Annotated in this window: 12 protein-coding genes; 7 read left to right on the forward strand and 5 right to left on the reverse strand. The window is 62.2% G+C overall.

What is annotated here, in order from left to right; all coding sequences use genetic code 11:
* The first annotated feature begins 2 nt into the window (after window positions 1–2).
* Window positions 3–1,406: an MFS transporter gene (locus P0D87_RS26480; protein ID WP_053859791.1), complete on the forward strand. Its 1,404-nt coding sequence runs from the start codon at window positions 3–5 to the stop codon at window positions 1,404–1,406.
* A gap of 118 nt (window positions 1,407–1,524) precedes the next feature.
* Here P0D87_RS26480 and P0D87_RS26485 read toward each other — a convergent pair whose 3' ends face one another.
* From P0D87_RS26485 to P0D87_RS26495, 3 genes are all read right to left on the reverse strand, one after another.
* A complete protein-coding gene (locus P0D87_RS26485) occupies window positions 1,525–1,986 on the reverse strand; it encodes a GNAT family N-acetyltransferase (protein WP_053859792.1) in 462 nt (153 codons plus the stop codon).
* Between the two features lie 150 nt (window positions 1,987–2,136).
* Window positions 2,137–3,240: an NAD(P)/FAD-dependent oxidoreductase gene (locus P0D87_RS26490; protein ID WP_053859793.1), complete on the reverse strand. Its 1,104-nt coding sequence runs from the start codon at window positions 3,238–3,240 to the stop codon at window positions 2,137–2,139.
* A gap of 151 nt (window positions 3,241–3,391) precedes the next feature.
* Window positions 3,392–3,595: a DUF3562 domain-containing protein gene (locus P0D87_RS26495; protein ID WP_029967210.1), complete on the reverse strand. Its 204-nt coding sequence runs from the start codon at window positions 3,593–3,595 to the stop codon at window positions 3,392–3,394.
* Between the two features lie 330 nt (window positions 3,596–3,925).
* On the opposite strand from P0D87_RS26495, the gene P0D87_RS26500 reads away from it, so the two are divergent.
* The 4 genes from P0D87_RS26500 (at window position 3,926) to P0D87_RS26515 (ending at window position 8,179) form a co-directional block, all read left to right on the forward strand.
* Window positions 3,926–4,525: a cytochrome b gene (locus P0D87_RS26500; RefSeq protein WP_029967208.1), complete on the forward strand. Its 600-nt coding sequence runs from the start codon at window positions 3,926–3,928 to the stop codon at window positions 4,523–4,525.
* Between the two features lie 53 nt (window positions 4,526–4,578).
* Window positions 4,579–6,030, forward strand: a complete 1,452-nt coding sequence (locus P0D87_RS26505) for a glycosyltransferase family 2 protein (protein WP_053860787.1) — start codon at window positions 4,579–4,581, stop codon at window positions 6,028–6,030.
* A gap of 144 nt (window positions 6,031–6,174) precedes the next feature.
* Window positions 6,175–7,383, forward strand: a complete 1,209-nt coding sequence (locus P0D87_RS26510; RefSeq protein WP_053859794.1) for a Rieske 2Fe-2S domain-containing protein — start codon at window positions 6,175–6,177, stop codon at window positions 7,381–7,383.
* Between the two features lie 352 nt (window positions 7,384–7,735).
* Window positions 7,736–8,179, forward strand: a complete 444-nt coding sequence (locus tag P0D87_RS26515) for a rubredoxin (RefSeq protein WP_082367137.1) — start codon at window positions 7,736–7,738, stop codon at window positions 8,177–8,179.
* Here the strand turns inward: P0D87_RS26515 and P0D87_RS26520 are convergent.
* Both P0D87_RS26520 and P0D87_RS26525 read right to left on the reverse strand, forming a co-directional pair.
* A complete protein-coding gene (locus P0D87_RS26520) occupies window positions 8,176–9,024 on the reverse strand; it encodes an oxidoreductase (RefSeq protein WP_053859795.1) in 849 nt (282 codons plus the stop codon). The two genes, P0D87_RS26515 and P0D87_RS26520, sit on opposite strands and share 4 nt — an antisense overlap.
* A 135-nt stretch (window positions 9,025–9,159) precedes the next feature.
* Window positions 9,160–10,080 (reverse strand): LysR substrate-binding domain-containing protein, encoded by a 921-nt coding sequence (locus tag P0D87_RS26525; RefSeq protein WP_053859796.1) that lies wholly within the window; start codon window positions 10,078–10,080, stop codon window positions 9,160–9,162.
* Between the two features lie 132 nt (window positions 10,081–10,212).
* On the opposite strand from P0D87_RS26525, the gene P0D87_RS26530 reads away from it, so the two are divergent.
* Both P0D87_RS26530 and P0D87_RS26535 read left to right on the forward strand, forming a co-directional pair.
* Window positions 10,213–10,983 carry a transporter substrate-binding domain-containing protein gene (locus P0D87_RS26530; protein WP_053859797.1) on the forward strand — a complete coding sequence of 257 codons (771 nt, stop codon included), beginning with the start codon at window positions 10,213–10,215 and terminating at the stop codon, window positions 10,981–10,983.
* A gap of 40 nt (window positions 10,984–11,023) precedes the next feature.
* Window positions 11,024–12,139 (forward strand): succinylglutamate desuccinylase/aspartoacylase family protein, encoded by a 1,116-nt coding sequence (locus P0D87_RS26535; protein WP_053859798.1) that lies wholly within the window; start codon window positions 11,024–11,026, stop codon window positions 12,137–12,139.
* Window positions 12,140–12,197: the final 58 nt, after the last annotated feature.

A 12,197-nucleotide genomic window follows, 5' to 3' on the forward strand; every position in this document is an offset into this window, starting at 1 on the left:
GCATGAGAACCATCGACAACACCATTGGAGACCGCAGCGCCGCAGGCGTTTCGGGCCCTGTCACGAGAGGCTCGATCATCGCGCGGCTCGAGCGACTGCCGAAGAACGCGATGCAGGTGCGCGCGCGGATTCTGATCGGACTCGCCACGTTCTTCGACGGCTTCGACGTGATCGCGATTGCGGCTACGCTGCCGGTGCTGATCGCGAAGTGGCATCTGACGCCGTGGGAAATCGGCTTTCTGATCGGCTCGGGGTCGGTCGGGCAACTGATCGGCGCGTTCGTGTTCCCGTGGTATGCCGAGCGTCAGGGGCGAGTTCGAGCAATTGCACTGAGCTCGGGCATCATCGGCATTACGAGCATTGCGTGCGGATTTGCGCCGACGTTCGCGGCATTTGTCGTGCTGCGCGTGATTCAGGGCCTGGGACTCGGCGGCGAATTGCCGGTTGCCGCGACTTACATCAACGAGATCAGCCGTGCGCATGGGCGCGGCCGTTTCGTGCTGTTGTATGAAATTGTTTTTCCGGTTGGGCTGCTGGCTTCAAATGCGCTCGGCGCGTGGATCGTGCCGCGTTTCGGCTGGCAGGCAATGTATTTTATCGGCGGCATGCCGTTGATTCTGTTCTTCGTGTTGCGCAAGCTCGTGCCCGAGTCGCCGCGCTGGCTCGCCGAACGCGAACGCATGGCCGATGCCGATGCAGCAGTCCATGCATTTGAACGCGCCGCGAAGGGTCCGTTGCCGCCGGTTGTGCATTCGGCCGAATTCGAAGCGATGGCGAATCGTCATCCGAAGCGCCGCATGGGCGATCTGTTCGGTCCGGCGTATTTGAAGCGCACGTTGGCCGTTGCGATGCTGTGGATCACATGCGGCTTCATTCAGTATGGTCTGTCGACGTGGCTGCCGACCATCTATCGCACGATCTATCACGCGCCGTTGCAACTCGCGTTGAACCTGGCCGTGGCGGCTTCGGTGCTGGGCGTGGTGGGGTCGCTGACTTGCGCGCTGCTGGTGGACAAGGTGGGGCGTAAGCCGATCATTAATCTGTCGTTTCTGGCGTGCGCAGTTTCGCTGCTGATGGCGGGCGTGTTGCACGATTCGTCGGTGTATGTGGTGGCGACGTGCTGTGCGTTGTCCTTGGGCTTTCTTGCATGCGGCTTCATCACGGCTTATGTATACACGCCGGAGTTGTACCCGACGAGCATTCGCGCGATGGGTTGCGGCGTCGGCGGCGCATGGCTGAAAGTCGCGGCGATTTTCGCGCCGGCGATTGTGTCGAAGACGATGATCGGCGGTAATTTACAGATCGCGTTTTATATTCTCGCGGCCGTGCCGTTTCTTGCGGCGGTGGCGGTGCATTTTCTCGGGATTGAAACCAAGGGCAAGGTGCTCGAGCAGTTGGAGGCTTGAGGGCGGGTTAGGTGGGCGGTGATGTGAGGCCGTAATTGCGGGGATGAAAAGCGCACTGGGTGGTGCGCTTTTTGTTTTGGGGCGAGCCGCGTGAATGTCTAAAGCAGCGGGGCGTTGCTCACACCTGCTTCCGATAAACCACAAACCCCGACTTATCCGCCACCGCGTCGTACAACTTCATCGCCGTGTGATTCGTCTCGTGCGTTTGCCAATACACGCGCTGCGAACCGTCTGCTTTCGCGCGCGCATACACTGCCTCGATCAACGCGCGCCCCACGCCTTTGCCGCGCTCGGATTCAAACGTGTACAGATCCTGCAAATAACAAATCGGTCCCGCGAGCGTCGTATGCCGGTGATACAGAAAGTGCACGATGCCGACCAACTGCCCATTGCGTTCGGCGACCATCGCATGCATCGGCTCGTACACATCGAAAAAGCGGCCCCACGTGAGTTGCGTGATTTCACGCGGCAATGCAGTCTCGCCGGAGCGGCCGTAGAACGCGTTATATGCGTCCCATAGCGGCAGCCATGCATTGAAATCGTCGTGTTTGACGGGGCGGATCTGAATCGTGTCGGACATGCGCGGCTCCTTTGTTATATCGACGCAAACCGTCAGCATAAGAAAATCGGGCCGCGATTGTTAGCTCCAGCGCATGCGCAGAATTTGGAACCATGCACTCACTCAGCGCAAGATCAAGCGCCGTCTCTCACAACGTCGCTCACAACGTCCTCACACCGTTTCCGCTCTGAGCCACTGAACGAGCGTCGCGTCGTCATCGGTTTCGAGCGCATGCGCGACTCGCTGGCCCACGGCCGCGCCGAATTTGTAGCCGTGCCCCGAGCACGCCGACACCACGAGCGTCTTGCCGATGCGCTTCGAAAAGAACCGCTCATCTGCGGTGAACGTGTACGCGCAGGTCTTCACCTCCGTGACCGTGTATTCATCGATGCGGCTAAGCGGCGGCGCAAAGAGCCGTCGCAAGCGGTCGCCTTCGTCGGGCCCGGCGATGCGGTCGCTTTCCGCATCCGGCACCGACCGTTTGAATGCACGCGCACCGAACTTCAGACCAATACCGTCGCTGGGCGGCAATACATAGCCGTCGCTCGAACCGCCAATGTCGACGATTGCCGGCGCGTTCGACCACGCATCGTCGAGATCGGCGGGCGGCGTCAGATAAGCAACGGCGTTGCGATAGATCGAGAGGTTTTCCGCGAGCGACGGAAAGAGCCGCAGCGTCCACGCACCGGCCGTCACGACGAGCCGGTCCGCGTGAACCGTCGCGCCGCTTTCGATGCGCACGCTCGCGTTCTGCGGATCGATCGCCACGGCCTTCGTGTGCATGCGAATGTCGACGCCGCGCATGCGGAGCCATGCTTTCAGATCATGCGCAATGCGCTCGCTGAAAAGCGTGCCGCCGTCGCGATCAAAGTAGGCGTAGCGAAACGTAGCGGCATCGAGAAACGGGTAACGCTCGGCGGCCTCGCGCGGATCGAGCCGTTCGTACTCGAAGCCCATGCGGTCAAGGCCGATGCGAAACCGCTCGGCGCCATCGCCGGCAAACTGCGAAATACCGAGCACGCCGCAATTTGCATAGTGCGAAACGCCGAGATCGTCCCATAGCATGTCCCAACTATCGAACGCTTCGGCGATGGCCTGCGCATAGCCGTCGGCTTCGCCATATGCGCGGCGAATCATGCGATGCCGGTCGCCCGATGCGGCGAGCGGATTCGGGATCGAACCCTGCTCGATCAGCGTGACATCATGCCCCAGTTTGGTGAGCGACCATGCCGTGCTCAGCCCGGCGATTCCCGCGCCAACGATTGCCACACGCATGCCAATCCCCCGGTCGGTTGAACGGAGTTCAGTCTAGCAGCGGGAAAAAATAAGCGGTGTTTTACGTGCAATGGCGCGGGTATCGCGGCGTATATCGCCGCATGTATCAGGCTAAATCAACCGACGAATCGCATGACACGCGCCGCGATATTCAATGCTTGCGATGTGACGCGTCGCGAAGCTGGTCGCGCACTTTCCTCGCCGCGAAGAGCGGCACGTAATCCTGCACCTTGGCTTGATGGCGATAGTCGGCCAACGTGTCCGCGTACATCTTCGAGACCGTCTCGGTCGGCGTATCGGTCTCTTCCGCGATGCTTCTCACCACTTCTTCCACATTTGGCTCGGGTTGCGACATTGATGTCTCCGGTTAAGCGACGGTCGATAGGCGAATGCAGCCAAACACAGGGCTTTTATTAGAGGATGCGATTTCCGCCGATGCCAATTGAATTGGCCTATCGCGGGTTGCACGCCACAGAGATATTTTTCTTGCGCCACGAAGTTCTCGGGTCTAGCGCAAACTCGCCGAGGCCTGCCGACGTGAAATAAACCGAAACACATCATTAAGCACGTCATGGAATAAAACGGCACACTCAGCAGTTCTTGTCCGTGAATGGTGCGTCGCTTAAGCCGCTGAACGCGCCATTACAAAGACATTGCAACGATTCTCTCGCCGATCACATCACTCATGAATACGCACACTCAACGTCTGGCCAACCAGACCCACGCTTCGGCAGCCCCGCGATACACGCGCACGGCAATCGCGCTGCACTGGCTCATCGCGTTGCTGATCATCGGCAACGTGGTGCTGGCCTTGAGCGCGGACTCGTTGCCCGACGACTGGGTGCGTCCGGTGATCAATACGCACAAGTCCATCGGCATCACGGTACTGGGCCTCGCGCTAATGCGGATCTTGTGGCGCGTATCGCACAAGCCGCCGCCGCTGCCGCGCGAATTTCCGTCGTGGGAAAAAGTGGCCGCGCATGTCGCGCACTTCGTTCTCTATTTCCTGATGATCGCGCTGCCGCTCTCGGGCTGGCTGCACGACTCGGCATGGAAGGACGCGGCCACGCATCCCATGCGGCTCTTCGATCTGTTTCCCTGGCCGCGCATCGGCTACGTGATGAACCTCGAGCCGGCGTTGAAGGAGACGCTGCATGACCGCTTCGGCGCATTGCATACGTGGCTCGGCTATGCGCTGTACGCGCTGCTCGCCATGCATATCGGCGGCGCGCTGAAGCACGAGTGGATCGATCGTAAATCGGTTCTGAAGCGCATGGTGCCGTGACAACCGCATCGCTCATTTTCTGAAACGGCAGCAACCATCGACGCTTGGCAATTTTGAAAAAGACCCTGGAACAGGCGTTCGCGCTTGCATCGCCCCGCATCGTGCCGCGCGGCACGACGTGGTTGAGCACGCTGATTCATGCGGCCGTCGTCGCTGCATGGCTGCTGTTGTTTGCGCGTGCATTCTTTCTGCACGGCGTGGTTGCGTGGTCGACGGGTATCGCCTACGTGCTCTACGACACGTTGCTGCTCGCGTTCGTCACCTGGAAAAGCTTGCCGTTGATGCGCCGTGTGCCGCCGCTCGAGCCCGATTACGATCGGCGCGCTCTGCCGGACATGGGCGTGATCGTCGCCTCGCATAACGAGGCGGCCGTGCTGCCGGTCACGATCGCGGCGCTGCTGCGGCAGGTGCACGGCCCGGCTCAAATCGTCATTGCCGACGACGGCTCGACCGATCAAACGCACGCGCTCCTTACCGAACGCTTCGGTCTCACCGCGCCTGCCGAGGGCACGCTGAGCGCACCGAGCGCGCTGCATCCGAATCTGTTCTGGCTGCGCATGCCGCACGGCGGCAAGGCGCGCGCGCTGAACGCCGCCATCACGTTGATGACAACGAAAACCGTGATGACCGTCGACGCCGACACGCTGCTCGACGACGACGCCACCTACGCGATGCGCGCCGCTTTTGCGAACGACGCGAAGCTCGTCGCCGCGGCCGGCATTCTGGTGCCGGTGTGCGGCAAATCGGCGTCGGGCCGCGTGCTGCAATGGTTCCAGACCTACGAATACATGCGCAATTTCATCGCGCGTTTTGCGTGGATGCGCGCCGACAGTCTGCTGCTCGTGTCGGGCGCGTTCGCATCGTTCAAACGCGAGGCGCTGCTGGACGTCGGCGGTTTCGATCCGCAGTGTCTGGTCGAAGACTACGAGCTGATTCACCGGCTGCGCCGTCATTCCGTCGATCACGGCCTCGGCTGGGACGTGCGTGTGATCGGCAACGCGCATGCGCACACGGACGCGCCCGACAACCTCGCCAGTTTCCTGCGCCAGCGTCGCCGCTGGTTCGCGGGCTTCCTGCAAACGCAGTACTGGAATCGCGACATGACCGGCAATCCGCGCTATGGAATGCTCGGCATGCTGATGCTGCCCGTCAAGGCGCTCGACACGATGCAGCCGATCTACGGCCTGACGGCGTTCGGATTGCTGCTCGCTTTTTTGCTGGGCGGTCACGGCGCGATCGTCGCGTCGATCTTCGGCGTGATCGGCGTCAAAACGGCGATCGATCTCGCCTTTTACCTGTGGAGCATCCATCTTTACCGACGCTGGACCGGCACGCGCAGCCGTGCCGGCATGGGGATGGCGATGCTCGCGGCAATCGCGGAGCCGTTCACTTTCCAGTTGCTGCGGCACCTGGGCGCGGCGCTCGGCTGGCTGCATTTTTTGCGCGGCGGACGCTCGTGGGGCGTGCAGCGCCGCACCGGCCTGATAGCCGGCGACGACGCGTAGCGACACCCCCGAGCACCCGGCCGCCGGGCGCGGCGCGATGTCCCGCCCGCCCCAGGCTCCGCCCGGTTCGAGTAGACTGACGGCGATAACGGCCGCCACACGCGGCCTCCTACTCTATCCGCACGTGCACGGAGGCTCCACACTATGCATGCTGTTCCCCCGCTCGAACAAAACACCGTCGAGGCGTCGCCAACGCATGCGGCATCGCCAAAAGCCGCTCCCACACAGGGCCAGGCCGCCAACGACGCGCCGGTTCGCGACCTGCGCCGCGTCGGGATTCACCCGGACTACTGGTATCCGCTCGCGTGGTCACATGAGGTGAAGCGCGGCAAGACGCATGGGGTGACGTTCGCGGGCGATCCGATCGTGCTCGCACGCACCGAGTCCGGCAAAGTGTTCGCGCTTGAAGACCGCTGCGTGCATCGGCAGGTGCCGTTGCACCAGGGCGTGGTCGATGGCGAATCGATTCGTTGCGGTTACCACGGCTGGACTTACGACTGCTCGGGCAAATGCATCGACGTGCCCTATCTCGGGCGCGAGCGTTTGCCGAACGGCGTGCGCTCGTATCCGTGCCGCGAAGTGGAAGGACTGATCTTCGTATTCCCCGGCGACCCGGCAATGGCCGAGGTTCGTCCGCTGCCCACGCTCGGCTCCGTGTCGGACAAGAAGTACAAGACGCGGCGCTTCGGCCGTCCGGTGAATTGCCACTACTCGTTCATGCACGAGAATCTGATGGACATGAACCATCAGTTTTTGCATCGCCGGCAAATGGGACAGATGCGCGCGCGTTCGCTCGGGCGGCGGCGCGGCGAAGGCTGGGTCGAGGTCGACTATACGTTTGCGCGCATGGCCGGCCAGCAGCCGATCGGCGAGGCTATCGTGTTCGGCCAGAGCCGTAAAACGGGTGGCGACAACGACAAGGACGTGATGACGATCCGCACCGAGTATCCGTATCAGACGCTGCAGATTCGCACGTCGGAGAAGACACTCGTGATGGATCTGTGGATCGTCTATGTGCCGCTCGATCGCGAGCAGCGCACCAATCGCACGTTCGGGCTGCTGTCGATTCGCAAGCCGGGCATTCCTGGCGCACTGAATCTCGCGTGGCCGCTGCTGGTGTGGTTCACCGAGCGCATCTTCAAGGAAGACCGCGAAATCGTCGAAGCCGAGCAGCGCGCGCACGATTCGCAGGGCGCGGATTGGAATCACGAGGTGTTTCCCGTTATCAACGATCTGCGCGCGCTGCTGCGCGAATGCGGCTCGCCGGATCAGGTGGTCGGCGCGGGCACCGGGGATACCGAAGTGATCCGCTTCTGGGACTCGCGTCACGGCAGCCCGCTGGCGAAAAGCTGAGCGGAAGCGCGGGGCGGCCTACCGCGGGCGGCTTTGCGCCTGCCCGCGAATGAGTTCATCTCCGCGCCGTAAATAATCCGGCGCGTTCGCGCTGCGATAATGGCAACTGCTCGCCAATCAGGCGAGCCACCGCTTGCCCAACATCACACACGGGTTTGCGCAAATCGGCATGCGCCGCCGCGCGACCCGTGTACCATTTCGCTTTTTCCGATTTCCGAAGACCGTCTCGTGACCACGCAACAACTCCCCACCGCATCGCGCAAATCCCTCACTCTGCTTCAATTGCTCGGCCTGATCGGCGGCACTGCGCTTATCGCGGCCATCGTGCTGAATCTGGTCGTGTAACGCCGTCATGTACAAGAAGGGCGTAGCGCTGGAGATCCAGTTTTCCCCCGAACGGCTCAACGACGGCGCAGGCGATCCGTACTGGATCGACCTCACGCAAGACGAAGCGCAACGCCTGCTCGACAGCCTGCAGGCGCGCCTCGCAGCGAGCAGCGCAAGCGGCGCGAGCACGGAGGCGCCGCTCGTCGTCAGCCTGGACGAGACGCCGGCTTCACAGCAGCAAAGCGCGCCGGATTCGCCATCGGCGAATGCCACCAACGCCGCCAACCCCGCTTCCGCCGACGACTTCAAGCAGTGGGTCTGCGTGATCTGCGGCTGGATTTACGACGAAGCCGCCGGCTTGCCGGAAGAGGGCATCGCGCCGGGCACACGCTGGGCCGACGTTCCCGCCGACTGGCGTTGCCCGCTGTGCGACGTGGGCAAGGAAGACTTCGCGCTCGTCGAGTTCTAGGCGTCCGGGTAATCGGCGCCCACGGTGGTCGCTTCCCACGCATCGAAATCGCCGCGCATGAAGTCGAGCTTCTTGCGCGCGAGTTCGAGCGCGGTCTTGCCGAGCAGCAAACGCAGAGGCGGCTTGTCCGATAGTGCGGCGTCGATAATCGCTTGCGCCGCGCGCACCGGATCGCCCGCCTGATTGCCGCTGCGCGCTTCGGTCTGCTTGCGCCGCTCGCCGGCGGTGGCCGCGTAGTCGTCGATGACGGTGGCCGATTGCTTCATCGACGCACCGGCCCAATTCGTGCGGAACGGACCGGGCTCCACGATCAGCACGTCGATGCCGAGCGGCTTGACCTCGGCGGCGAGCGTTTCCGACAGACCCTCCACCGCATATTTCGTCGCGTGGTAATAGCCGGTCGCCGCGAAACTCGCGAGCCCGCCAATCGACGATACGTTGACGATCAGACCGCTACGCTGCTCGCGCATGACCGGCAACACGGCTTTCGTGATGTCGACGAGACCGAACACGTTGGTCTCGAACATCGCCCGCACTTCCGCGTCTTCGCCTTCTTCGATTGCCGCCAGATAGCCGTAGCCGGCGTTATTCACGAGCGCGTCGATGCGGCCGAAGCGCTGCTTTGCCTGTGCGACGACCTCCGCGATCTGCGCGCGGTTCGTCACGTCGAGTGGCAGAACGAGCGCGCGCTCGCCGTGCGGCTCGGCAATGTCTTTTATTTTCGATGCATCGCGTGCCGTGACCACGGCGCGCCAGCCGCGCTCGAGCACCAGCTTCGCGAGTTCGCGGCCAAAGCCGGTCGAACAGCCGGTGATCAGCCAGACGGGATTGTCTCGATTCATCATGTGGGAAAACTCCTGTTGATGGTCTGCGACATAGCCTCGCGCCTTTCTTTTTACTGACGCCTCGAAAGTTGTTCGCGCGAAGAAGGGGGCTTTGATTCTAGTCGCAGCGCGGCAAGCCTGCTTGCAGCGCCTCCATCAACGCGCCCGCACGGTGCGCGTGTACGACGCGATCATCGTGGCGAGTTCCTGCGCGGCGGGCGTGAGCGGAATCGCGGCGCGTTGCAACAGGCAGACGGTTTGCTCGATCGCGCGCTCGCGGACGTCGATCGTGGTCAGCGCGCCGGCAAACGCGCCCTGTGTTGCGACAATCGACGACTCCAGCGACAGGCAATCCGTCGCGCCCACGAGATGCAGCGTCTCGTACAAACCTTCGACGGTCGCGACGATTTTCGGCGGCGGCAAACCATGACTTTCGAACAGATGATTCAGTCGATTGACTTGCGGATCGTCGGTGAGATTCGGCGAGCGCGTGGCGATCCATGTGCAATCGGCGAGATCGGCAAGCGAGCGAGCCCGCGCCTTCGGATGACCCTTGCGGCAGACGATCACTGGATCGGAGCGATACAGCGGCGCGACGGAAAGATCAGCGGTATCGGTGTGCTTCGACACGAGTGCGACTGCGAAGTCGAGCGTGCCTTCACGAATCCACGAAATCATCATGCGCGATGTGCCGGTGCGCAGATGCAGCGCCACTCGCTCGAAGCGCGTGCGGAACTGCATCAGCACGGGCGCCAATGCATCGACTAACGGTTCTGTCGTCATGCCGAACGTGACCTCGCCCGCGTAGTCGCCGCGCAATTGCTGCACCTCCTGCTCGGCGCGCTCGCATTCGCCGATAATCGCGCCCGCTCGCTGCAACAGCCGCTGGCCGAGCGCGGTCAGCGCGATGCCGCGATTCGTTCGGATGAAAAGCGTCGCGCCCAACATCGATTCGAGGTTCTGTAACTGCTGCGTGATGCCGCTTTGCGCGACGCCGAGTGCACGCGAGGCCGCGCGCAAGCTGCCATGTTCGGCGACGGACTTGAAGGCCCGCAGTTGGGAGATCGTCAACGCCATTGGAGCGTCCGTGGTTCACTGCCAGTGATCGGCAAAGGTGATCATGATAGTCCGAAGCTGACTTCTATGAAGCGGCGCAGCGGCATACGATGGGCTCGCCGTGTTCCGTCCACTTCGACAACTTCCGCTCCCATGAAACTGCCTCTGATGATGATCGTAAGCGCCGCGCTGGCCCTCAGCAGCGGCGCGTTTGCCGCCGAGTCCGACACGCTGCGCCTCGGCATCGACCCAAGCTATCCGCCGATGGATTCAAAGTCGCCCGACGGCAGCCTCAAAGGCTTCGACGTCGACCTCGGCAATGAAATTTGCCGCCGCATTAAAGCGCGTTGCCAATGGGTCGAGCTCGAATTTTCGGGGATGATTCCCGCGCTGCAGGCACGCAAGATCGATGCGATTCTTTCGTCGATGGCGATCACGCAGAAACGCGAGCAGCAGATTCTATTTACGTCGAAGCTCTTTCAGTTCAAATCGCGGCTGATCGCGCGGCAAGGCTCGCCGCTCGCCGCGGGCTTGCAGGCGCTCTCGGGCAAACAGATCGGCGTGCAATCGGGCACGCAGTTCGAAGGTTATGCGCTGAAGAACTGGACGCCGCTCGGCGCGCATGTCGTCGCGTACAAGAGCCAGGACGAGGTGTTCGCCGACTTGCAGAATGGACGACTCGACGGCGCGCTGCTCGGCTCGGTGGAAGCGGACTTCGGCTTTCTGCGCACGCCGTCCGGCAAGGGCTTCGCGTTTGTCGGCGAACCGCTTTCGATGGGCGATCGCGGCACGGGCATCGGCTTGCGCAAGGACGAGACGGCAGTGCAGGCGTCGATGAACGCCGCGATTGCCTCGATGCTGAAAGACGGCACGTATGCGCAGATCGCGAAAAAGTACTTCGACTTCGACCCGTACGGCAATTGATGCCCGCGCGTTCCGCTCTTTAACTCCACGCTCGTCTCTCATGAACAGGCAATCGCATCCGCTCATTTCGCCGGCAATCGGCACCCAGCGCGAACTCGTATCGTTTCACTTCGGCGCGCCAGGCAGCGGCGAGAAGATTTATATCCAGTCGTCGCTGCATGCCGACGAAACGCCAGCGATGCTGACCACGCTTCTATTGAAGCGTCGTTTGATCGAACTTGAAAAGCAGGGCGCGCTGAATGCGGAGATCGTGCTTGTGCCCGTGGCAAATCCCATCGGACTCGGGCAATACGTACTCGGACAATTTATCGGACGCTTCGACCTTGCAAGCGGCAAGAACTTCAACCGGCACTTTGTGCGGCTGACGAAACTTGTCGCGCAAGCGCGCGAAGCGCTAGGTTCGGACGCCGCCGAAAACGTGCGGATCGTTCGTCGTCTGATTGCCGACGAACTCGCCGCGCAAAAGCCGTTGACCGAGTTCGAGTCATTGCAATTGGCGATGCTGAAGCTCTCGTTCGATGCAGACGTGGTGATCGATCTGCATTGTTCGCTCGAGGCCGCGATGCATCTCTACACGAGCGAGGCGGCGTGGCCTCAAGTCGAACCGTTCGCGCGCTATCTTGGCGCAGAAGCGTCGCTGCTGGCGACGAACTCGGGCGGCGAGGCCTTCGACGAAACGCATAGCCTGCTGTGGTGGGAGTTGCAGCAACATATGCCCGCCGACAAGCCGGTGCCTACCGGCACGATTGCAGTGACTGTCGAATGCCGCGGCCAGCGCGACGTTTCATACGAAGCGGCACAGCACGACGCCGATGCGATCGTCGACTATCTCATGTGGCGCAAGGCGATTCGGCTGGAAGCGAAGCCGCTGCCGCCGTTGCTGACTCCTGCGACGCCGCTCGCCGGAAGCGAGCAGTTCTATGCGCCCGTGAGCGGCATTCTCGTGCATCGCGCGAAGATCGGCGAGACGATTCGCGTCGGTCAACCGTTGTTCGATATTGTCGATCCGCTGACGGACGAAACCACTACGTTGACGAGCAATACGGAAGGCGTGTTTTACATGCGTCGCGCGATTCGGTTTGTGACGGCGGGCGCGCCGCTGGGGCGTGTGACGGGGACGCGGGCGTTTAGAACGGGGGTGTTGTTGGGGGCGTGATGACAGCAGCTTCGTGCGAACTCTGCTAGCAATCAACAGAGGCTGCGGCCAGACGCGC

The sequence above is a fragment of the Paraburkholderia sp. RL17-368-BIF-A genome, assembly GCF_046054045.1.
GTDB lineage: Bacteria > Pseudomonadota > Gammaproteobacteria > Burkholderiales > Burkholderiaceae > Paraburkholderia > Paraburkholderia graminis.

Bases quoted from the DNA above. Each gene is read 5' to 3' on its own strand.
- P0D87_RS26500 (WP_029967208.1), top strand. From the start codon at position 3,926: ATGAATACGCACACTCAACGTCTGGCCAACCAGACCCACGCTTCGGCA.
- P0D87_RS26515 (WP_082367137.1), top strand. From the start codon at position 7,736: ATGTACAAGAAGGGCGTAGCGCTGGAGATCCAGTTTTCCCCCGAACGG.
- P0D87_RS26525 (WP_053859796.1), bottom strand. From the start codon at position 10,080: ATGGCGTTGACGATCTCCCAACTGCGGGCCTTCAAGTCCGTCGCCGAA.
- P0D87_RS26490 (WP_053859793.1), bottom strand. From the start codon at position 3,240: ATGCGTGTGGCAATCGTTGGCGCGGGAATCGCCGGGCTGAGCACGGCA.
- P0D87_RS26535 (WP_053859798.1), top strand. From the start codon at position 11,024: ATGAACAGGCAATCGCATCCGCTCATTTCGCCGGCAATCGGCACCCAG.
- P0D87_RS26480 (WP_053859791.1), top strand. From the start codon at position 3: ATGAGAACCATCGACAACACCATTGGAGACCGCAGCGCCGCAGGCGTT.
- P0D87_RS26530 (WP_053859797.1), top strand. From the start codon at position 10,213: ATGAAACTGCCTCTGATGATGATCGTAAGCGCCGCGCTGGCCCTCAGC.
- P0D87_RS26485 (WP_053859792.1), bottom strand. From the start codon at position 1,986: ATGTCCGACACGATTCAGATCCGCCCCGTCAAACACGACGATTTCAAT.
- P0D87_RS26495 (WP_029967210.1), bottom strand. From the start codon at position 3,595: ATGTCGCAACCCGAGCCAAATGTGGAAGAAGTGGTGAGAAGCATCGCG.
- P0D87_RS26520 (WP_053859795.1), bottom strand. From the start codon at position 9,024: ATGATGAATCGAGACAATCCCGTCTGGCTGATCACCGGCTGTTCGACC.
- P0D87_RS26510 (WP_053859794.1), top strand. From the start codon at position 6,175: ATGCATGCTGTTCCCCCGCTCGAACAAAACACCGTCGAGGCGTCGCCA.